The following is a 21,561-nucleotide window of genomic DNA, read 5'->3' on the forward strand; positions in this document are numbered from 1 at the left end:
CTCAGACACTCGCCACGCCCGCCTCCGACCAGCGGCCTGCATCCAAGTATTCCGAGAAATCCTCCTCATCATCGCCATCTCCACACATCATCCCACTGGGTAAGCATCCGTCTCGTCCTCGCTCATGCGCAGCCAAGCCACCGTCCCAGGCAGTTTCGCTGCCTGGCTCTTCCTCAGCCCCCGTGCCTGTGGATTCATTTGCAGGTCCACAGCCCTCAGCCTCAATAGCCTCTATCTCCTCCATCTCTTCCTTCTTCATCACAACCACCTTCTCTATCTTCCCTTCATTCATCATCTTGTCAAACTTAGCCACATACTTCGCCTGTTCCAGATAAGCCGCCTTGTCCGCCTCCGTCTGCTCCGCCGTCGCCTCGTTATACCTTGCCACCTTCTTGCACACGCAGATAAACTCGTCGCCCTGCCACAGATATACCTCTGTCACGTTCCCCTCGCCGTCTGCAAGCCAGTAGGCATCCACCTTCATGTTCCGAGGCTCAAGCTTCTCGATCACCTCCGGACTCGGCAAGCTCCACTGCTCATAGTTCACCGTGCAGTACATGTTCTGCCTTATCGTCGTGCTCGTCTTCTCACCGATATACCTCAGCAGATAGCTCCTGTCCCAAGGTCTCAAATCGGGGTTCTGCTTTGCCACAAGCACGTCCCACCTCGTCATGCCGGGGTACATCTTCTGGTTCGGGTGCAACTGGTGGTTATAAACCTCGATGCTCCGCAGGTCATCGGCCACAAGCTCCTCATAGTCGTAGCTCTTCTCCTTGTAGGTGTCGTTCTTCTCGTCATACACCTTCTCCACCTTCGGACGGTTAGCCTCCAACTTCGACCACCAACGGCCTATGCCCGCCTGCAGCTGCTTCTCCGTGCCGTACTTCTTTGCCCTGTTGAAATGCTCCGCGCGCTTCTCCCTCGAATTGCCGGGGTTACACCACCTCACCATGGGGAACACCACGCCAGCCTTCATCAGTCCGTCACTGTAAGATTCCACCAAGTGGTGCTCCACCTCAAGCTCCATCGGAGTGTTCATGCCGTTCCTCTCCAACGTACGGAACATATCCCGCATGCAGTCGATGAACAGGTCACGCGTCTTCAGCCTGCTGTAGGCCTTCCCCACCACACAGCCGCTCACCACGTCGTATGCATAGTACGCCTTAACCCTGTTGCCGTTAGGCATCGGCCTCGGAAGGTCACGGTCATCAAGCGACACCTTGCTCAATGCCCACACCGCATGCGCCCTCAGATGATAGGGGCGGTACTCGTTGTTGAAGTCCCACTGCGTGTCGTGCAGCTTCGCCCTCAACGCCTTGTTCTTCGGAGTGTTCAGGTAGTTAGCTATCGTCGCCTCGCTCAGCACAAGTGGATTGCCCTTCTTATCCACATAGTCCTCCGGCGAGAACATCTCTCCCGTCTCAGGGTCTGCCACTACCAACTCACCCCTCACGAACATGTTGTACATCTCGGCCACCGTAGTGTTGTACGGACGCTCAGGCAAACTGTCCAAACTCAATATCAGCCGCTCTGTCTTGTAGCTCACCTTCCTCGTGTTCTGGTTCCGGAACTTCTTCGAGATCAATGTCTCGTAGCCCTTCTCCTTGAACTCCTTCAGCGTGTCCCTGAACCGGTGCGCGCTCATCGGCAGCGTATGACCCGTCTCAGCCTTGTAGTAACTGATCAGACTCACTATCTCTGTCCAGTTCACCGTCGTGCCGTGCATCGCCTTACGCATCACGTTCGCGTCACCAACCACCGACACTATCGCCTCCAGCACACTCGCGTTCACCGTGTACTCGTTCACCTTCTCAGCCGGCAGCGAACCGCCATCCTCAAAACGGTAGCGGCTGAAATACTCACGCGCCTTCGAGTCCATACGGTAGTGCTGACCAAACCACTCACGAAGCACGTTCACCTCCAGCTCGCCATACTTCTCCTTAATCGCGTCCCTGAAACGCTGAGGCAGCGTAGCCACCTCCACCAACGCGTAGTTGCCCAAGCCCTTGCCCGCACGCACCACGTTTATCTGGCCTCTCTTCTTCATCTGCTTGTAGTTCGATACACTCATTATCGGGGCAAGAGTAGCCGTCGGCAACATCGAGGGATGTACACCGCCAAGCATACGGCTATGGCTCCAGTCTGCCTCGCCATTCACCAACTCAGGACGGTCATCCTGAGTCAGGTCGTTTGCCGATATGCACAATATCTTGCCGTAATACTCCATCTCTCTCCGCCTCCTTACAGTCCCTGGGCCTTCATCTCCGCTTCGGTCTGAAGCTCTACAAAAGCGGGAAGGGTCATATTTTCCTCCCTACGCTCCATCTTGCCGTCTATCCACAACTCCACGTCGCCGCTCTCCTTATAAACAACCAACTTCACTCTCTCGCCCCAACGCTGCGTCATCGTGCGCTCCAGCTCCTCATGGGTGGTCTCACATTCCAACGAGTCGGCACTCTTCCTCACACCGCCACACTGAGTCATCGCCGTGTGACGGATCTTGTTCGCTATCGCACTCCGAGTCTGGTAGGTCAACGCCTTCCATATCGTCTGACGGCTCACGCCAAACGCCTTCCTCAACTTCTCCATACCTTCCTGCTCTACAAATATTCGCTTATCCATTGCTCATTCCCTCCTTAGCTTAATTGTTCCCTAATCCATACAATGTCTTCATCACACAACGCCTGGTCGTAATTCAACTTGTACATCACAACCTCACGCTCGCCTATCAGACGGCATGCCTGTCTGCGCATACCGATGTCATCACGCTCGCTCGACTTCTCAATCAGATACTCGGCTGCCTCACTCAGCAGCTTCCTGCTCTCCTGCTCCTCGCCCTTCAGGTGAGCAATCTCACCGCGCTGGCGCATCACCTCGCCAAACAGCTCCATAACAAGACGCGAACCGCCTATCTTCTTCCACTCCGCGCAGAACACGTCCTTGTCCATCTCACCGGCTGCCATATATACAGCCTCAATTCCCGCATACTCGTCGGCAGACAACGTCACGCCAGTACGAATCTCAAACTCTTTCTGTGTCATTTTTCTATTTTTTTTGATGATTATTCTTCTATCTCAGTTTTTTTTCGTATTTTTGCGCCCAAGTTGACAGTGTTAACACTATCAATAGGACTTTACAACGTAACAGATACAGAGTGGAACAAACTCCCTTTTTTTTACACTCAAATCACGTTAACAATGTAAATCCGCTGCAAAGATAGTGATTTCTCACGATATAACCAAATAAAAATCGAAAAATATTACGAGATATGGCAGAAAATAATAAAAATATCGAAACTATTCACGATAGAATCGCTGTATGTGTTCAATATTATGGCAATGGAAAGAATACTGTATTCGCTGATAAACTCGGTGTAAGCGAGGGGAATATACGTGGATATATCAAGGGTGTTGTCCCTAAAGCAGACATTCTTGAGAAAATCGTGAGAAATTACGATATTTCTCCAGAATGGCTACTAACCGGTAAGGGTAGCATGGTAAAGGGCAATGATGCAGCACTACCAAAAGCCATACACACAACCAATTCCACCGATGGCATCCCACTCATACCATTCAGCGCAATGGCTGGAGCACTCACCGACGAACGCACAGCACTCGAATATGAATGTGAACGATATGTCGTGCCCGCTTTCAAGGGTGCAGACTTCCTCATGCCCATCAAAGGCACATCCATGCAACCTACCTACAACTCTGGCGACATCGTCGCTTGCCAACGTGTGCCTATGAACTCCATTTTCTTCCAGTGGAACAAGCCTTATGTCCTCGACACCACACAGGGACCGCTCGTTAAACGAGTAAAGCCCGGATCCGATCAAAACCACATCACACTCGTCTCCGACAATCCCGACTACGACCCCTTCCAGCTGCCACTCGAGCAGATCCACGCAGTGGCTCTCGTCATAGGACTCATACGCCTCGAATAGACACGCGCACGCATTTTTATCCCATTCCAGCACCATTACAAACACCTAAATCGCCCACTGTCAGCCGCTTACTATATATATAAATAAGGTGTCTTAATAAAAAATAGGGGGCTTTTCGCCCCCTCTATCTTCCATAATCAAACATATTCAGCCTTCTACCCCTCACTTTCCACCATTTTACAGCCTTTTTTTCAACGCAAAATGTAACCCTAAATGTAACCCTAAACTTTCAAAAAGTGTAACCCTAAATGTAACCCTAAATGTAACCCTAAACTCAAAACGCCCCATTTCAGCCCACAAAAAAGGGGAGCCAAACGACTCCCCAACACGTCCCGGTCTTCCTCATTGGAACGCCATTCAAATACTATCCAAAAGCCATCCTGACAGCCATACCAGCAGCCTTCCAATAACCATCTCGACAGCCTTCTATTCCTCCTCCTCAATCCCTTTCCCAGTTATCAGCGTCGATTGTTTTATTATGGCTTTCTTCGTAGCCACAGATCCATTCCCCGACAGTCCTGCATGAAGCAGGTAATTCTTCGTCGCTCCAACATCCTCAGCCGTCAGAACCGAATATACTGCCGTAATACTTGAGAAATAATAGTCCTTACGCTCCATGCGTCCGCGACCCACTAAATGTACATGAATAACCTTTGCCATATCTTTTCTGTTTTTGGGTGCAAATATACCAAATAATTATTATATGGAATAATTTTCAATCTTAAATATTCCAAAATCCCCTCATTTTCCCACTTCCAAACCAATTAATCCACCCCAATCCCATACAAAAAAAATCCGAGAAAACACTTAAGGAAAATTAGTATAATTAGCCAAAATGAATTATCCTTATTTTCCTCAAAGCAGAAAAACCACAAACATCCCAAAATTCCCCCACATAATTCACAAATAATATACCAAATATCAATTATATGGAATATTTTCTAATCCAAAAGCCACATAACTCCTCAAATCCAATCCTCCCCTCCCATATCCAACCGATTCGCCCCCTCAAATCCACATAAAAAAACCGCCTACAGCCCCCTTTCCTCTCACTTCCCTAATCCCTTACTCCAACATCGAAATCCCCTCAAACGTCCTTAGAACGCCCCAAGAACACCATTAACAACGCCCTATCTCCCTATCACCCCTAAACATTCCATCTCTCAGATCTCCCAATGTAAAAATCCCCCTTCAATCTCTCCCATCACATCAATCTCATGTAAACCCAATGTAAAGCCCTGTAAACCATTTCGTTTTTCTCCCCTCATTCTCCCACACTCCTCTAACTCTCTCACTCTCATTATCTTCCATCTTAATCCACTCTCCCTCATACATTCCACTTCGTTTTCTCCCCCATATATATAGATAATCTTTTACTATATACATACTATTCGGATTATTGCCCTACATTAATATAGATGCAATATCTGTCCGAAAGACTGCATGAGTAGTATTTTTACCAAGTGATCCTTATTCCAAATGGTACAGAGAACATTACCGGATGTTCCGTCCAGATGGTATGCGTACTGCTACCGTTAGGAATATGCCAATATAATGTCGGCTCCATGTATAGCGTCCATTTTGGAAGGAACTTGTACTGTAATCCCAGGCTAAAGTTGGTTGACCATTGCAGCGGTGGTGTTATATGCCAACTGTCTGTGCATGCAGGTATATTGCCCACAATATATTTACTGTTAACCTTCCCATATACAGGAATGTTAAGTTGCAGACCGGCAGAACTGTATGCTGACAGCTGCCTGTAGTCAGCAATATGATAAGACACGCGGAACGGAACACCGAGGTAGTGGATATTCTGTTTCTTACCTATATAATATTCCCCACTGCCCATCACGCTTCTCGACTTCAGAATAGAATATTGCAGACCGGTTTCAAGACTCCATTTTTTTGAAAGAGGCTTACTCAAAGATATGCCAAACGTGATTGATCGGTCGTGTTGTTCCCGCTCTATAATGTCACCTTGGTTGTGGTCGGCTATCTCCATTATGGCAATTGTATCTGCCGGCATATTCTCATGCTCTTTCATATGCAAGTAGCGACTATAGTCTTCCCAAGTGGTTACATTTTCCGGGAAAGCCGGAGCCTCGGAATCAAAATCCTGTTTGCCTGTGGTTATAAGCCGGTATATATTCTGAGCCAATGCCGGACCAACCGAACCGGTGACAAGCATTTGCCACTTGTTGGTTTTCTTCTTTTCATCATTCTCTGCAAGTTCATAATCAGGGAATATAATTCGCGGCATTATGCTGTCCGTAGTAATTTCTGTGCTGTCCTGCTCATGTTCTGCCACTTGTGTATTGCAAATCATTTCAACAGCCGCAGAGTCAGGTACAAACATAGTATCTATTGTCTCAATGGTGGTGACATTGGAAGCCGCCATATTCTCATTGCCCGATTTCTTGACAGCGTTTCTTTCCTCTACAGGCTTTGGAATGTCATTAGCATCTACAGGCTTTTTTGATTTACCAGTTTTAGCTAACTCTGGTTTCTGCAGTCGGGACGAGTTTTTCTTCGAAACAAAAAAGTACAGCGGTATAGCTATAATCAACAACAAGATAATAGCCAAGAGTCTGCAATCCATAATCTTTCGAAGCATCGCCTTGGCTCTTGATAATTGGGATGAGGAACTATGAGGCTCTATTCCAAGAATCTCAGCAATTTCCTTGTGTGAAAAACCGTCTACGGCATATAATCGTAAGACTTTGCCGTATCCATTTGGCAATTCGTCAATAAGATTGAGGATGTCCTGAAGAGCCACTGTTGAATCGGATGATACACCAGTGACTGCAACCGTTTCGTCTTCATCAGTTATAGAGACAAAACTAATCTTACTTTTTCTCTCAATATATTTCAGAGCTACATTTCTGGTGATGGTGCTCAACCACTCGTTGAATCGTTGAGGGGTGTTGAGATTATGTAAAGAAGAAAAAGCAAGAACAAAAGCATCATGGACGAGGTCTTTGGCCGTATCCTCGCCCTCTTTTGTGATTTTAATGCACAGCCCCAACATTTTAGGGTAGTACATATTGTATAATGTCTCAAGAGCGTGTGAGTCTTTTGTCTTCGCCCTTTCTACCAGCGTTTTTATGTCCATATTCCTAAGAGTGCCATATGTCCCCTCTCATTTTAATATAGATACCTATGATGGCAAAAAGACTGCACAAAGAAATGTTAAAATACGATTTCCCTATTGCTTGTTTCTTCCCACATTGTCGTTTGCATTCATTTTTCGAGCAGGAATTTCATAATATGCTGGGTGAGACCATCCTCTACGTCCTTTCCGAATGGCGCGACCGACAGTCCCCTAATACTTCTTTTTCAACCAATACGAGAACACTGGGTCTTGGATTACCGTTGAATCGGGAAGGATGTCTATCAGGTCCTTGTCCTGAAGAGCTTTTCGTAGGTTTTTGATATTGGCTGATGTGCCAAGGTCGTATCTTGAAAGAACCTCACGCGACGAGAAGTTTTTCTCGCCATTGGCTATGGCTTGCAGAAAAGCGATTTGTTTGGCAGTGAGATTGTCAATGATATTGCTGAACAACAAACTGAGCTGGTTGACAAGCGACTCAAATGCCGACTCTACAATAGCAGCATCGCACGTTTCCGAGGTATGCAACCATGACAACTGTGCGAGTTGCTGGACATAATATGGATGACATTCCACCAGTTTGGCAATGAGCGACGCATCATCCCGCGAGATATGTTTTCCCGTTTCATCGAATCGTCGGGTTATGTATTTCACCCATTCCTCCCGACTGATTTTGTCTAAAAACATCATATCGCCAAATTTATAAAACGGCATCTCATAGTTGCTGAATATATCGAGAAGCATGTGACGTTTACTGCCAAACATACAGTAACCCACCCTGTTGTGCATCTGCCAGTGTGAGCGCAGTTTTCGTTGAAATCCCAAAGGGTCGTCATAAACATTTACATTCTGGAATTCATCTATACAAATTATGAACTTCTTTCCCTTTTCCTCCGCTATCTTTTGAGGAAGGTCGAGAATCTCATCAAACGAGTATTGTTTATCCTTGAAATCAATCCCAAATGCCAATTCATATTTCATACTACTGTCGCTGAGTGACAACTTTGGTCCAAAGGTGCCAACATATTTCCTTGCGGCAAGTATAAACTCGTCCATCTTCGTGAATGAGGCAGTCAGAATTGCATTCACGTATGTTTGATAAAACTGTGCTTCGGTGCGGCAGTTGAATATGTCAACCTTGCATATAAGAAAATCCTTGTCCTGCTTGATCTCCTCAAGAACATGACAAACCAATGATGTCTTTCCCCACCTGCGCGGAGAAATTATTGTAGTATTGACAAGTCCGAGAAGATTGTTCCTCAATTTCTTGGAATCCTCCTCGCGATCGATGAAATTCATACCGTCAGCTATCTTTCCATATACAAAAGGTATATCCATATTATTCTTTATTCTAATTACACTGCAAATATAACAAATCTATTTGAAATAAAATGATTTCAAATCAATTGGTTTCATTGATTTGATTATATTTAACCTTAATAGTATCTATAATTAAGAAAATTAAACGCTGTTGATAGTCAATAAGGTCAGTAAACAAAATAGTTTCTCAGACCACGACATAAATGAAATAGTGGCAAACAGTTGATTTTTGGTGGTGAAAGTTTGGAGGAAAATTTTGTATGAATCATTAAAATGAGTAATTTTGGAAACCGTAGTGCTTCAATACGACACACCCATCCGCAACAAGAGCCTCTCTAAGGAGAGTTTCAAGGTTGAAGGAACAGATGTGACACGCATATATGCCAACAATGCTCCCGAAAGGGCAGAAAAAGGAAAGGACGGACAGTATGTCATCATCGAAGTGAAGGCGGAAGTGGACCTGAATGCCCGTCCGCAGATGCCTTCAGAGGCTGACAAGAAGAAAAAAGAGGAACGCGACCGAATGCAGGGAGGTCCGGGACTGCGTGCAGGATGGAGCACTGGAGGCAACGACTCATATCCTGGCAATGCCTTCGTCACACAGACGAAAGACATAAAGACTTCAAAAGGCAAAAGCTACAAGGCAAACGAGACCCAGATAGAGGCCAATGCCGGGCAGTGTCTCGTGGCAGACGATTTCAGACAGGAAGATTTCGTCAGCCCATATACAGGTCAGGCCTTGCCTTACAATATATATCTGCCGAAAGACTACAATCCGGCGGAAAAATATCCGTTAGTGCTCTTTATCCACGATGCGGGAGTGGCAAGTGGCGATGTCACCCACACCCTCTATCAGGGCAATGGTGCCACCTCATGGGCTGAGCCGCAGGCACAGGCAAGATACAAGTGCATTGTGGTGGCACCAGAATATCCGGTCATAACTGTGGATGACAACTGGAACTACAGTCACCATCTCGATACTACCATAGCCTTGTTGAAAGACTTGCAAACGCGCTATTCCATCGACCCGAAGCGCATCTACACCACAGGCCAGTCAATGGGTTGCATGTCATCCATAGTAATGATGTTGAAAGAGCCCGACCTCTTTGCCGCACCCTTGCTTGTTGCCGGAAAATGGAATCCGTCGCTCATGGGACCGTTAGACAAACAAAATATCCGTACCAAGGTAGCCAGCCGCCTGTTCAAGGTAGGGTAATAAAAGCGGCATCACTCTTGATGCCGCTTTTTTCTGTACTAAAGGAGAAACGGTGGACGCATCTTTTTCAAGTGGACTTCTATATATTTCTCTTCCTTTTCTTGGAAATATAGTTTTTATTTCGTATTTTTGCAGCGTGAAAGTGTTTGTTTGATAAAATGCAGATGATATGAGCAGATTCAAGTACCCTGTAGATACCGACCAGTTTCAGAGAATTCGTGAAGACGGCAAGGTGTATGTTGACAAGACCGGCATGATGTATAGCCTTGTCAACAAGTATCAATATGTCTTTCTTGCCCGCCCACGCCGTTTCGGAAAGTCGTTGTTGTGCAACACCTTCAAGGCTTATTTCCAAGGTCAGAAGGAACTGTTCGAAGGACTGAAGATTATGGACTTGGAGAAGGAATGGAAGACATATCCCGTGCTGCATTTCACAATGAGCGGACTGAAGAACCTTAAGGTAAGTGAGGCGAAGACAAAGCTGGGAAACTTCATTGCCGACTACGAACGACTATATGGGCGTAATACGGAGGAGGAAACTCCTGGAGCACGCTTCCGCGGCTTGATTCACAGGGCTTGTGAAAAGACGGGCGAACGTGTCGTGGTCATCCTCGATGAATACGATGCGCCTGTTATGCGATTGCTCTACGACACAAAACAGCTTGAAGAAATGCGTATGATGCTACGTGAGTTCTATCAGGTGCTGAAGGATGAGGGCGCGTATCTTAAGTTCGTTTTTATCACTGGAGTCACGAAGTTTTCTCAGATGAGCATTTTCTCGGAGCTGAATAATCTGAATCAGATATCCATGATAGACGAATATTCTGGATTGTGCGGCATCACCCAAGAGGAGCTCAACACCGCCTTGCGCCCATGTGTCGAGGAATATGCATCCAACCTTGAGATTACAACCGACGAGGCATACACCTTGCTGAAAGCGAAATACGAAGGCTATCACTTTGCAAGAAAGAGTCAGGATATATATGCTCCTTTCAGTCTTATGCGCGCCCTCAACAACAATACGACAGACAACTTCTGGTTTGAGTCGGGCACATCGGCATCGCTCATTGAGCATCTCAAACATTTCCCCAACTTCAACCCTCTCGACTTCGATGGGGTGGAATTGTCGTTGGAGGATTTCAATGTGCCATGCGAAAACGCTTCGACACCTGTCCCGATGCTTTATCAGAGTGGCTACCTGACAATTGATTATTATAATAAGGAGGATGATGTATTTGTACTTCATTTCCCCAACTACGAAGTGCGCCAAGGTATGGTGTATAGCTTGACAAACTATCTGATGGATATATCCGATTGGGACAGGAATGCCACCATTCTTGCCATGGCACGCGCCCTGAAACGTGGCGACCTGTCATCGGCACTTACCGAACTCCGCTCCTACATAGCCTCCTTGCCCTACGACATCATCACCCGAAAGGAATGGATGGCGAAGAAGAAAAAGGAGGCATTCTATAAGTTGCTGATGTACGTTGTGTTCTCGTTGCTCAACAGCAAGGTGGACACTGAGGTGAAGAGCGTTCTCGGTCGTGCCGATGTGGTTATCAAGACCAAGAACGACATCTATGTCCTCGAACTGAAAGTCGATGACACCGTAGATAACGCCTTGTCTCAGATAGACTCCAAGGGCTATGCCATTCCCTACGAAGCCGACGGACGCCAGCTGACAAAGTGCGGAGTGACCATATCCTCAGAGGCTCGAAACATTGTGTATTGGCGTGCAGTGGATAATGAAGGCAAGGTCATTGACGAGCAGGAGTATGAATGACATTTGACCGCCCATTAGAACGATACTGCATAGGACTGCAACCAAGATGCTCCTTGGTGAACTTACCGAAAAAGGAAGTGTTGGGAAAACCGAGGCGCATGGCTATTTCCTTGCATGAGAGAGAAGTGTTGAGCAACAAGTTGCGAATCTGTTCGGTGAGTTGCTCCTTGATCCATTTCGACACAGTCTTTCCTGTCTCTTTCTTCACAATATGTGAGAGATACTTTGACGAGACACACAATTTGTCGGCATAGAAAGAAACGGAACGATGCTGGCATCGGTCTTCTGACAACAGGATGAGAAAGTCGTGGGCAATGTTCTTGTTGATGGGGCTATTGGGTTGTACATAATCCGGCATGGTTTCCTTTCTTCTTTCGCACGCTGACATGAACTCAAACACAAGAGCTTGGGTTATTGAGTCGGTGATGCGCCCACTGTATATAGTGTCGTGTTCGTCGTTTTTTATCTGCAACAGGCGTTTGTAACCCTCAACCAGTTGCATCTCTTTTTCGTTCAACGAAATGAGCGGACGTTGATATGCAAAGAGGAAATTTGACATCGACTCTTTGTCGGGCACCACCAGCTCTTGGTATTTTCGCATGGATATACAAAACAAGTCGCAATCGAAGTCGGTAGTTATCAAGGCTTCGGTCATGGTATGCATACCGCTACAGAATATAATGTCACCGGCTTGGGCTGTGTAGTTGACATTGTTAAGCGTGGCTTCCAGTCTGCCGTGCTTGCATAGTATGACAAGCGCAAAGTCAACTTGATTGATCTGCCTCCAGAAAGGCAGATTGTTCACGTCTTCAATTATCGTGAGGTTTTCATCGGAGAATAATTCTTTTCCCAATCCACGTGTGAATCTTCTGTTGAAATCCATTACACTCAGTCTCTTTTCCATTCTTTCTGTTTAATGTAAAAACACGTGCAAAGATAACCGATTTTTCGAACATAAGAATGTTCTTTTTATATCTTTTTATGTTCAAAATGACAGATTATTAACTCTGTATTAAAATATGGAACAAAAGAAACGTCATTTAGGACATTATGTATCTAAATATTATTGTATTTTTGCATCCAAAAACAGATAAAATAGATATTGGCATGAAAATGGAAAGAAATTGGATTGGTGTGCTTTGCCTGTCTCTCATGATAATGACGGGATGTGGCGACAAGAAGACCGGAAATGAAGTATTGAGAACGGTGAATGTGGCGGAAGCCGTCTCCACAGATGGTGGAGAGGCGGTGTCGTTTCCAGCCACTACAAGGGCAGCCGAGGAGGTGAACGTGTCGTTCAGGGTGAGCGGACCGTTGACCAAGGTGACGGTAAACGAAGGCGACTATGTGAGAAAAGGCCAAGTGTTGGCTGTCATGGACCCGAGAGACTATCAACTGCAGTTGGCTGCCACACAAGCCGAATACGACCGCATCAAGGGCGATGCAGAAAGAGTAATCGCCATGTATAAGGAAGGTACGACCACCGCGCAAAACTACGACCAGGCGAGATATGGACTTCAGCAGATGACACAGAAACTTGCCAACCACCGCAACCAGCTCGCCGACACCCGATTGGTGTCACCCGTGGCAGGATATGTCAAGGAGAAACTGCACGAGGCGGGAGAGACGGTAAGTGCAGGCATGCCTATCGTCACGGTGTCTTCGGGCGACAGGATTGAGGTGGAAATCAATGTCTCGGCAAGCGACTATGCACGATTAGGGCAATTGACGGACTTCCGCTGCTCCATCTACGCGCTTGGTGGCGACAGTATGCCGTTGGAGCGCATCAGGACGAGTGCAGTGGCTAATGCCACACAACTATATACTGTCCGTTTTGCCATCAAGGGCAACTATAACCGCAAACTGCTTACGCCCGGAATGTCGGCTCTCGTGAAAGCTTTGTCGGCAAAGGGCTCCAGTACGGATGTCACCATACCCTCGTCGGCCATCATGAACAAGGACGGCCATACTACGGTTTTCATCTTTTCTGAGCAATCCAAGAAGGTGACAAGAAAGGATGTCGAAGTGAAGGCCATGCTACTTGACGGAACGGCACAGGTGACCGGATTAAAGGCTGGCGAAAAGGTGGTGACCACCGGTGTGCGACATCTCATAGACGGACAACGGGTGGAACCCATGAAAGCAACATCTGAAACAAACATAGGAGGAATGTTATGAACATCAGCAAATGGGCACTCAACAGGGGCGTTCTTATCCATGCGTTTGTCGCCGTTCTCATCATCGGAGGCTTATGGGCTTTCACCCAAATGCCCAAACTCGAAGACCCTGCCATAAGGGTGAAGCAGGCTTTGGTGGTTGCCACCTATCCCGGTGCCTCGGCACACCAGGTGGAACTGGAACTCACCGACCCCATAGAGAAGTCAATACGCCAGATGCCAACCATCGACCATATTGAGTCGTCGTCGTATGCCGACATGACCATCATCACCGTAGAACTTCACCCCACCGTGAAGGATGACGAACTCGAACAGCAGTGGGACTTGCTGCGTCGCAAGGTGGAAAACATCAAACCCTCACTGCCTAAAGGGGCACAGGTGATGACCGTGGCAGATGATTTCGGCGATGTGTATGGCATGTTCTATGCCCTGACCGGCGACGGACTCTCCGACCGCCAGCTCAGCGACTATGCCGAACTCATCAAGCGAGAAGTGCTCACAATCGACGGTGTGACACGTGTGGATATTTACGGCAAACGACCTGAATGTATCAATATCAACCTGAAAGAGGAGAAGATGGCAAATCTCGGAGTGTTGCCAACAGAAGTGATACAGACGCTCAACGGACAAAACGCCACCTCGTATGCTGGATATTATGACAACGGGACAAGAAGAATACGTGTCACCGTGGATGACAAGTTCCGCTCGGTGGAAGACATTGCCGACATGCTCATTGCCGGACACGACGACGACCAGTTGCGCATACGCGACATTGCCGATGTGAGCAAGGGTTATGAAAAGGTGACACGCAACGCCATGCTGCGCGACGGAGAGAGGGCGCTGGGCATCAGCATAGCCTGTTCGGGCAGTCACGACATACTGAAAGTGGGCGACAAGGTGGAAGAGAAACTCGGGCAGTTGGCAAAGAGAATGCCCGTGGGGGTAGAATATCATAAGGTGTTCTTCCAACCAGAACGAGTGAGCGACTCGCTCTACACCTTCCTGATCAACCTGCTCGAATCGGTGGTGATTGTCGTGGTGGTACTTATCTTCTTCATGGGATTCAAGTCGGGACTCATTCTCGGCATGTCATTGGCGGTAATCGTTTTCGGCTCGTTTCTCGTGCTCAACGGTTTCGACGGCACGTTGCAGCGTGTTTCGTTAGGTGCGTTCATCCTTGCCATGGGTATGCTGGTAGATAATGCCATTGTCATCGTAGATGGCATACTCGTTGATCTCCGCAGAGGCAAGCCACGCGCCGAGGCTCTCACCTCCATAGGCAGGAAGACCGCCATGCCGCTGCTTGGGGCCACGCTCATCGCCATTCTTGCCTTCATGCCCATCTTTCTCAGTCCCGACACTTCTGGAGTATATGTGCGCGACCTTTTCATAGTCATTGCCGTGTCGCTGTTGCTCAGTTGGCTGCTTGCCCTGACCCACGTGCCACTGATGGCAAACCGCCTGCTCCATCCTAAGGTGAGCGAAGGCGAGACATACAAGGGCAAGGCCTACGACATGCTCGACAGGGTGATGGGCATCTGCCTGCGCCACCGCCTCATGGTGGTCGGGGCAGCCGTAGTGCTGCTTGTGGGCAGTCTGTCGTGCTATCCATTTCTCCAACAGAGTTTTTTCCCCGACATGGAATACGACCAACTCTACATCGAATACAAACTGCCCGAAGGCTATAACAGCACACAAGTGGAGCACGACCTGGAACAGATGCGAACGATGTTAATGCAATGCAAGGACGTAACGCACGTCACAACCAGTATCGGCGGCACACCCTCACGTTATAATCTCGTGCGCTCCATAGCCACTCCCTCGTTGGCATACGGCGAACTGATAGTCGATTTCACATCGCCGGAGACGCTCGTGGCACATCTCGACTCTATGCAGCGGACACTCAACGACCGATTCCCCGATGCGTATATCAAAATCAAGCGTTACAACCTGATGTACAAGAAATATCCTATAGAGATATGTTTCAACGGTCCCGACCCGCAGGTGCTGCACCAGCTCACCGACTCCGCCATGGCTATCGTCAGAAACAGCGACCAGGTGTGCCTGCCCACGTCAGACTGGGAGCCACGGGTGCCTGTGCTCACCGTTGACTATAACCAGTCGGCGGCACGCACCAGCGGATTGTCGCGCGGCGATGTTTCCCTCTCGCTCATGTCCTATACCGACGGTATTCCTGTAGGCACGTTCTACGATGGCATTCACCCCGAGAACATCTATGTGAAATGCCATACCGACAAAGGGGAAGAAGTGGAGAACCTCGACCGTGTGAATGTTTTCGGCATGATGCCCAACGTGGGCAATGTCTTCAACCGCAGCACCGTGCAGAAACTCATGAGCGGACGTCTCGACAAGGATGATGTGATACGTCAGGTGACCAGTACCACCCCCTTGTCGCAGGTGTCAAAGGGGATAGACATCCGTTGGGAAGAACCCGTTGTGGTGCGCTACAATGGGCAGCGCCAGCAAAGGCTCCAGTGCTCGCCAGCCCCGGGTGTATCGACAGAGTCGGCACGCCAGTCGATAGCCAAAGCCATAGAGTCGATAGCCCTTCCAGAGGGATATTCACTCTCGTGGGAGGGAGAATACAAGGCAAGCGCCCAATCCAAACAATATCTCTTCAAGGGCTTCCCGCTGTCTGTTGTGATGATGTTGCTCATACTCATCATGCTGTTCAACGATTTCAGGCGTCCCGTCATCATCTTCGCTTGTATACCGTTAGTTGTGGTGGGTGTTTTCCCGTCGGTGCTCCTTTCGGGAAAGGATTTCGGATTTGTCGCCATCGTGGGCATACTCGGACTTATCGGTATGATGATTAAGAATGGTATTGTGCTCATCGATGAAATATCGCTACAGACATCACAAGGCAAGCAGCTCGACAGGGCACTCATCGACAGTAGCAAGTCGCGTCTGCTTCCTGTGATGATGGCATCGCTCACCACCATCCTCGGTATGATACCTCTCATCTCCGACTCTCTCTTCGGGTCGCTTGCCGTCACCATCATGGGTGGCTTGGCAGCAGGCACTGTCATCATTCTCATCTTCATACCAGTGCTATATTCGCTGATGTACAAAAGGAAATAAAACATGAAAAGACTGATATACATAATGATTGGCATAGGCATGCAACTCAATGCCACAGCCCAAGACTCACTGACCATCGACCAATGCAGGGCAATGGCAGTGGAGCATAACCGCCAACTGCAACAAGCCCGTGAGCAGAGGGAAAAATCGGGCTACGACGTGATGGCAATGAAAGCAAACTACCTGCCCAAGCTTGACTTTCAGGCCTTCAATCTCCTCAACACCACATCGGGCAGTATCGGGATGCCTTCCGCCCCTCTTCCCATTTATTCATACAACTCGCAGATGGGGCAGTTCCTGCCTGCTGTGCTTACCGATGCCTCCGGCAATGTGACTGGACTGTCGCAATATGCGGAATTTCCGGCAATGACCGTGAAGTATAAGATGCCCAACCTTTTCAATGCCTCGCTCTCACTTGTGCAACCCATATATATGGGCGGGAAGATTGACGCAGGATATACGATGACGAAAATCGGACAACGCATATCAGACGAGAATATACGTATGACAGAGAGCGAGGTGATTGTCAGCGTGGAGGAGGCATACGCTCTTGCAGTGAAGGCAAGCGAGATGGTCGATGTGGCAAAGTCATACCGGCATCTACTTCAGGAACTGCTGAAAACGGTAGAGTCGGCAGTGCGCCATGGAATGCGCACCAGAAACGACCTGATGAAGGTGCAGGTGAAACTCAACCAGGCCCAACTGTCTGTCACGCGTGCCGATAATGCCTACGACCTTGCCCGCATGAATCTGTGTCAGGTCATAGGCATGCCCTTGTCGTCGCCTCTGCTCATTGCCCGTCCCGACATCACATCAGCATTGGTGGAGGAAGTCATGTCAGCCACCGACGACAGTCTTCAGGTGCTCTCCCGACCAGAGTATGCCATCCTCAACGAGAAGGCAGAACTTGCCCGTCAGCAGCTGCGCCTCACCCGATCCGACTATCTTCCCCACCTGGCGGCATTTGCCTCGGGCGGATACACCAATGGCGGTAAGGTGACGGTCGATGCCACCAGTTCGCTTGCCGGCACCCAGCGTATGTATGACCACACGCTCATCGACCAGTTCTCAGGTTGTGTCGGTGTCACGTTCTCCATGCCCATTTTCCATTTCGGCGAGCGTAGGGGCAAGATACGTTCTGCCAAGTCGTCTATACGTATGGCGGAAATAGAACTGGCAGACAAACGTGAGAAAATGACACTCGAACTCGCCCAAGCCCGAAATACGCTTCGCGAACAACTCACTGCTCTAGAAATAGCCCGACTGTCGGTGGAACAAGCCACCGAGAATCTCCGTCTCTCGCGCAGCTCTTACGATTCGGGCATGGAGACACTCAGCGACCATTTAGAGGCGCAGTCGTTATGGCAGTCGGCACTTGCCGACGAAATAGATGCCCGCACTCAATTGATTGTCGCCCTGGGCAAATGGCGCAAGGCGGCAGGGAAATAATCCTTGCCGCCTCATCTTTCTCACTTAGGAATGAGAGTTGGTCGAGGAAAAAATAAAGGCACGCTGAATCTCTTCAGCATGCCTTTGTTGATTTTTACTAATTATGTGTGTGTTTCATTATGGTATTAGCGTCATTTTGTCTTCTCCAAGTCGAAGCTGAACGTGGCGGGAGTGAAACCAGGCAGTTCTACCTGTTTCTCTCCTTCACCTATGAACACTTTTCTGGCTGTTATGCTGAACTTAAGTTTCTTGTCAGCAACGCTGTATGCCGCATTTTCTCCTGCATCGACCTCCGTCTCAATAATAAGGGTCTGGTCAACGTCGCTTTCAGACTGTGCAGGTATGGTAAGGGTCAGCTTTAACGGTTCTGGATCAAGAACAATCAGTATGCTGTCTTTTGCAGAAGTGAGTGCTGGCTTGTAGCCGATTTTGTAGTTGATGTCGCCCACTGCCTCCACGATGTTGTCAGCTGCTTCCTCATCGTTGATAATTGACATGACGATGTCCTTAATTGGGAACTTTTCCACGGTCACCGTGTCGTTGTCTACCTTCGCGCTTACTTCCACTCCGGCAGGAGTCTCTTCTCCTTCCGAAGCCACGATTGTTGACGTTGCCATTCTTCCTTTGTAGTCGCCATACATGGTCTGTGTGGTAATCTCTGTAGGAACTGTTACGTCATCATCGTCGTCGCTGCAGGAAGCGAGGCTGATTGTACACCCTAAAAATAATAACATTGCGAATGCTTTCGCCGTTTGAATCTTTTTTTTCATGGTTTTTTTTTTAAAGTGATTATAATACTTACTGTGTTTTTCACTCTCATAAACAGCTGCCGAGTGCAAACCTTGCTCCATATTGTGTTAATAAAACCTAACAATGCATTTGCCTATAGGGGCAACGAGCAGAAGTAGCTAACGATAACTATCCTCCCTTTCACGGCGTTTCAGTAAAAAATGAGGGAAAAGAGGTTTGACATGGTCTTAAAGTAAGACAAAAGGGAAAAAAGCGAGACCTTGCAACTAAACATTAAGTTGTTACGTCAAACAGGCAAATAACCCAATTATTAATTATGAAAAGAGTAACAACAACTATCATTGTTTTATTGGCAACAATATGCCAACTGAGTGCACAGAGTCTTATTGGAATAGTAACAGACGAGAATGGACAACCAATGGAATTTGCCACGGTTTCACTCCGTTCTCTTCCCGACTCTGTCATCGTGGCAGGTTGCATTACTGACGCGAAGGGACAGTTCAGCATCGAAAGGAAGAATGCAGGTGACTTCATACAAATTTCATCCATAGGATATGGCACTAAGAACCTGCCAGTTTCTGCATTTACTACATCACAGACAATAAAGATGCAGATTGAAGCTGGCTTGCTAAATGAAATCGTTGTCAGCAAGACTCGTCCGAAGACAAAGCTCCTTGGCGATGCTGTGGTAACTACCATCGAGGGGTCGATACTTGAACATGCGGGCAATTCGCTTGAGGTGCTTGCAAAAGTCCCTGGAATGATAACCAAGAATGGAAATCTGGAAGTAATAGGACGTGGCACACCTGTCTATTATATAAACGGCAGAAAGGTGACTGACGACTCTGAGCTCCGCAACCTCATGTCGGAAGACATCAAGTCGATAGACGTTGTAAGCAATCCTGGTGCCGAATATGGTGGCGAGGTGAGATGTGTAGTGCGCATACGCACTGTAAAGCGACAGGGCGATGGTTTCAGCTATGCGCTTACGAGTCAGGCTCAGCAATACATATACGACAATCATGATTTCGACCCATCATGGTCGGTTCTCGACCTCAACTATCGCACTGGCGGTTGGGATATCATTGGAAAACTTGTCTATTACAATCAGCACAGCTATCAGAAAAGTGACCAAATGAGCGGTAACACTTTCGTCAAGATGCCAGATGGCAGCGTGAAGCATAACCTGATGGAAGGTCCTTTCGCTTTCATTGGTCACAATAGCGGAATAAGCGGCGATCTCGGATTGAACTGGCAGATTAATGAGAACCATTCTCTTGGAATGAAGATGAACTATGGCGGAATGCTGTTTGGTAATCAAGATATCGTCTTTGAGGACAAAGTATATGCAAACGACGAGCTGATTGACATTGTACATTCCGCATCCCATACCACCACACCTTCTTCTCACACCTTTACGGGCAATATATACTACGACGGGAATATCAATAAACTGCATGTGAACTTCAATGCGGATTTCAGCGACTCGGGCTACAAAAAGGAAACAAACGTGAACGAAAGCAGTCAGAACGACCCTGCCTTCGTAGAAAACTTATCAGACGGTTATGCACGAATGGGCGCAGGAAAACTTGTACTCTCCTACCCCATCTGGAAAGGTCAGTTTAAGATCGGAACAGAGGAGACATACGTAAGCGCAAAGCAGAAATACAATTCTACCAAGACGGAGATTCCTTCGTCGAAAGCTAAGATTGCCGAGAACAACATCTCTGGCTTTGCTGAATATGCCATACCTTTCAAACATGTTCAGTTGGTGGCTGGCTTAAGATTCGAGCATGTTGATTTCGAATACACCAACGAATGTAGCCCGAAGGATAATATCAGCAGAACTCACAATAACTGGTTTCCTTCATTCAACGCCTCAACCAAGATTGGCCCTGTAGGTGTAAACATTGGATATACCACAAAAATCAAGCGACCACGATATGACCAGCTAAGTACAGAGATGCAGTACAACAACAGGTTCTTGTATCAGACGGGCGACCCTACGCTTCTTAACGAGATACAGAACACCCTCTCGCTTAATGCCAACTGGCGATGGCTCACTCTTACCGGAGCATACGAAGTGGTTGACAATGCCATCTACCAACTCGGCTATCCATACGACGATGACTGCACTGCTATGGTAAAGTATTCCAACGCAAAGGAGACGGTCCGCAAACTCAACATCTATCTCAATGCATCACCCACCGTTGGCATATGGAATCCACGCTATACTGTAGGTATGGAGAAGCAATATTTTGAAACTACCGTTATTGACCCGCGTGAATCAACAGGTACGCGTGTAGTGAAACGCAACGACCCGATGTTCTTTGTTCAGGCAAACAACTCATTCAAGTTGAAGCAGGGATGGCTGATAGATCTTGACTATCAATACACGTCGCCCTTTGACTACGTGATGTATAAGTTTACCAAACCGAAACACGGTCTAAATCTTGCAGTCAGCAAGTCGTTTCTCAAGCACGATGCACTCAACGTCCGTCTTGCATGGAATGACATCCTTAACAAGACAAAGGAACACGTATGCACCGACTATGGCAACTTCATCCACAGCCAGAACAATGATTACAATTCTCCATGCGTCCAGCTTCGCCTCTCATATCGTTTCAATACGGCAAACAGCAAGTATAAGGGAACTGGTGCTGGAGCAGATGCAAAGAGCAGGATGTAGAAAATGGTAACAGTCGGCTG

The 21,561-nt window shown here is 47.8% G+C and carries 16 protein-coding genes; 7 read left to right on the plus strand and 9 right to left on the minus strand.

What is annotated here, in order from left to right:
• Window position 1 precedes the first annotated feature (1 nt).
• Genes CIK98_RS12495 through CIK98_RS12505 form a run of 3 tightly spaced genes read right to left on the minus strand, consistent with a single transcriptional unit; the run spans window position 2 to window position 3,041 of the window.
• A complete protein-coding gene (locus CIK98_RS12495; protein WP_094384710.1) occupies window positions 2-2,227 on the minus strand; it encodes a hypothetical protein in 2,226 nt (741 codons plus the stop codon).
• 14 nt (window positions 2,228-2,241) lie between these two features.
• Window positions 2,242-2,622, minus strand: coding sequence for a hypothetical protein (locus CIK98_RS12500; protein ID WP_094384712.1), 381 nt, complete (start codon window positions 2,620-2,622; stop codon window positions 2,242-2,244).
• A gap of 14 nt (window positions 2,623-2,636) precedes the next feature.
• Window positions 2,637-3,041, minus strand: a complete 405-nt coding sequence (locus CIK98_RS12505; RefSeq protein ID WP_094384714.1) for a hypothetical protein — start codon at window positions 3,039-3,041, stop codon at window positions 2,637-2,639.
• A 227-nt stretch (window positions 3,042-3,268) separates the two neighbouring features.
• Here CIK98_RS12505 and CIK98_RS12510 point away from each other — a divergent pair, with 227 nt between their 5' ends.
• Window positions 3,269-3,943 carry a S24 family peptidase gene (locus CIK98_RS12510; RefSeq protein WP_094384716.1) on the plus strand — a complete coding sequence of 225 codons (675 nt, stop codon included), beginning with the start codon at window positions 3,269-3,271 and terminating at the stop codon, window positions 3,941-3,943.
• 426 nt (window positions 3,944-4,369) lie between these two features.
• Here the strand turns inward: CIK98_RS12510 and CIK98_RS12515 are convergent, their stop codons facing one another.
• The 4 genes from CIK98_RS12515 to CIK98_RS12525 all read right to left on the minus strand — a co-directional run bounded on the left by CIK98_RS12515 (window position 4,370) and on the right by CIK98_RS12525 (window position 8,390).
• Window positions 4,370-4,603 (minus strand): hypothetical protein, encoded by a 234-nt coding sequence (locus CIK98_RS12515; protein WP_094384718.1) that lies wholly within the window; start codon window positions 4,601-4,603, stop codon window positions 4,370-4,372.
• A gap of 555 nt (window positions 4,604-5,158) precedes the next feature.
• Window positions 5,159-5,329 (minus strand): hypothetical protein, encoded by a 171-nt coding sequence (locus tag CIK98_RS18285; protein ID WP_172409941.1) that lies wholly within the window; start codon window positions 5,327-5,329, stop codon window positions 5,159-5,161.
• Window positions 5,330-5,399: 70 nt separating this feature from the next.
• Entirely contained in the window at window positions 5,400-7,055 is a 1,656-nt protein-coding gene (locus CIK98_RS12520; protein ID WP_094384720.1) for a sigma-70 family RNA polymerase sigma factor, read from the minus strand.
• 210 nt (window positions 7,056-7,265) lie between these two features.
• Complete coding sequence (locus CIK98_RS12525) at window positions 7,266-8,390, minus strand: ATP-binding protein (RefSeq protein WP_094384722.1); 1,125 nt, start codon at window positions 8,388-8,390, stop codon at window positions 7,266-7,268.
• Between the two features lie 265 nt (window positions 8,391-8,655).
• Here CIK98_RS12525 and CIK98_RS12530 point away from each other — a divergent pair, with 265 nt between their 5' ends.
• Together CIK98_RS12530 and CIK98_RS12535 are read left to right on the plus strand one after the other, a co-directional pair.
• Window positions 8,656-9,588 (plus strand): alpha/beta hydrolase-fold protein, encoded by a 933-nt coding sequence (locus CIK98_RS12530; RefSeq protein ID WP_253249727.1) that lies wholly within the window; start codon window positions 8,656-8,658, stop codon window positions 9,586-9,588.
• A gap of 169 nt (window positions 9,589-9,757) precedes the next feature.
• Window positions 9,758-11,374, plus strand: a complete 1,617-nt coding sequence (locus tag CIK98_RS12535) for an ATP-binding protein (RefSeq protein WP_094384724.1) — start codon at window positions 9,758-9,760, stop codon at window positions 11,372-11,374.
• On the opposite strand, the gene CIK98_RS12540 is transcribed toward CIK98_RS12535, so the two are convergent.
• Entirely contained in the window at window positions 11,349-12,278 is a 930-nt protein-coding gene (locus CIK98_RS12540) for a helix-turn-helix domain-containing protein (RefSeq protein WP_094384726.1), read from the minus strand. The genes CIK98_RS12535 and CIK98_RS12540 overlap by 26 nt on opposite strands.
• A 209-nt stretch (window positions 12,279-12,487) precedes the next feature.
• On the opposite strand from CIK98_RS12540, the gene CIK98_RS12545 reads away from it, so the two are divergent.
• From CIK98_RS12545 to CIK98_RS12555, 3 genes are read left to right on the plus strand one after another with little or no spacing between them, the layout of a single operon-like run.
• A complete protein-coding gene (locus CIK98_RS12545; RefSeq protein ID WP_172409942.1) occupies window positions 12,488-13,552 on the plus strand; it encodes an efflux RND transporter periplasmic adaptor subunit in 1,065 nt (354 codons plus the stop codon).
• Window positions 13,549-16,653, plus strand: a complete 3,105-nt coding sequence (locus tag CIK98_RS12550) for an efflux RND transporter permease subunit (protein ID WP_094384729.1) — start codon at window positions 13,549-13,551, stop codon at window positions 16,651-16,653. Before CIK98_RS12545 ends, CIK98_RS12550 begins: the two co-directional genes overlap by 4 nt.
• Window positions 16,654-16,656: 3 nt before the next feature.
• A complete protein-coding gene (locus tag CIK98_RS12555) occupies window positions 16,657-18,102 on the plus strand; it encodes a TolC family protein (protein WP_094384731.1) in 1,446 nt (481 codons plus the stop codon).
• A gap of 131 nt (window positions 18,103-18,233) precedes the next feature.
• Here the strand turns inward: CIK98_RS12555 and CIK98_RS12560 are convergent, their stop codons facing one another.
• Window positions 18,234-18,872, minus strand: coding sequence for a DUF4840 domain-containing protein (locus CIK98_RS12560; protein WP_094384915.1), 639 nt, complete (start codon window positions 18,870-18,872; stop codon window positions 18,234-18,236).
• Between the two features lie 296 nt (window positions 18,873-19,168).
• Here CIK98_RS12560 and CIK98_RS12565 point away from each other — a divergent pair, with 296 nt between their 5' ends.
• Window positions 19,169-21,541, plus strand: coding sequence for an outer membrane beta-barrel family protein (locus CIK98_RS12565; protein WP_094384733.1), 2,373 nt, complete (start codon window positions 19,169-19,171; stop codon window positions 21,539-21,541).
• Window positions 21,542-21,561: the final 20 nt, after the last annotated feature.

Origin of the sequence: Prevotella sp. P2-180 (assembly GCF_002251435.1) — a bacterium.
GTDB lineage: Bacteria > Bacteroidota > Bacteroidia > Bacteroidales > Bacteroidaceae > Prevotella.

Bases quoted from the DNA above. Each gene is read 5' to 3' on its own strand.
- CIK98_RS12495 (WP_094384710.1), bottom strand. From the start codon at position 2,227: ATGGAGTATTACGGCAAGATATTGTGCATATCGGCAAACGACCTGACT.
- CIK98_RS12500 (WP_094384712.1), bottom strand. From the start codon at position 2,622: ATGGATAAGCGAATATTTGTAGAGCAGGAAGGTATGGAGAAGTTGAGG.
- CIK98_RS12505 (WP_094384714.1), bottom strand. From the start codon at position 3,041: ATGACACAGAAAGAGTTTGAGATTCGTACTGGCGTGACGTTGTCTGCC.
- CIK98_RS12510 (WP_094384716.1), top strand. From the start codon at position 3,269: ATGGCAGAAAATAATAAAAATATCGAAACTATTCACGATAGAATCGCT.
- CIK98_RS12515 (WP_094384718.1), bottom strand. From the start codon at position 4,603: ATGGCAAAGGTTATTCATGTACATTTAGTGGGTCGCGGACGCATGGAG.
- CIK98_RS18285 (WP_172409941.1), bottom strand. From the start codon at position 5,329: ATGTATATAGTAAAAGATTATCTATATATATGGGGGAGAAAACGAAGT.
- CIK98_RS12520 (WP_094384720.1), bottom strand. From the start codon at position 7,055: ATGGACATAAAAACGCTGGTAGAAAGGGCGAAGACAAAAGACTCACAC.
- CIK98_RS12525 (WP_094384722.1), bottom strand. From the start codon at position 8,390: ATGGATATACCTTTTGTATATGGAAAGATAGCTGACGGTATGAATTTC.
- CIK98_RS12535 (WP_094384724.1), top strand. From the start codon at position 9,758: ATGAGCAGATTCAAGTACCCTGTAGATACCGACCAGTTTCAGAGAATT.
- CIK98_RS12540 (WP_094384726.1), bottom strand. From the start codon at position 12,278: ATGGAAAAGAGACTGAGTGTAATGGATTTCAACAGAAGATTCACACGT.
- CIK98_RS12545 (WP_172409942.1), top strand. From the start codon at position 12,488: ATGGAAAGAAATTGGATTGGTGTGCTTTGCCTGTCTCTCATGATAATG.
- CIK98_RS12550 (WP_094384729.1), top strand. From the start codon at position 13,549: ATGAACATCAGCAAATGGGCACTCAACAGGGGCGTTCTTATCCATGCG.
- CIK98_RS12555 (WP_094384731.1), top strand. From the start codon at position 16,657: ATGAAAAGACTGATATACATAATGATTGGCATAGGCATGCAACTCAAT.
- CIK98_RS12560 (WP_094384915.1), bottom strand. From the start codon at position 18,872: ATGAAAAAAAAGATTCAAACGGCGAAAGCATTCGCAATGTTATTATTT.
- CIK98_RS12565 (WP_094384733.1), top strand. From the start codon at position 19,169: ATGAAAAGAGTAACAACAACTATCATTGTTTTATTGGCAACAATATGC.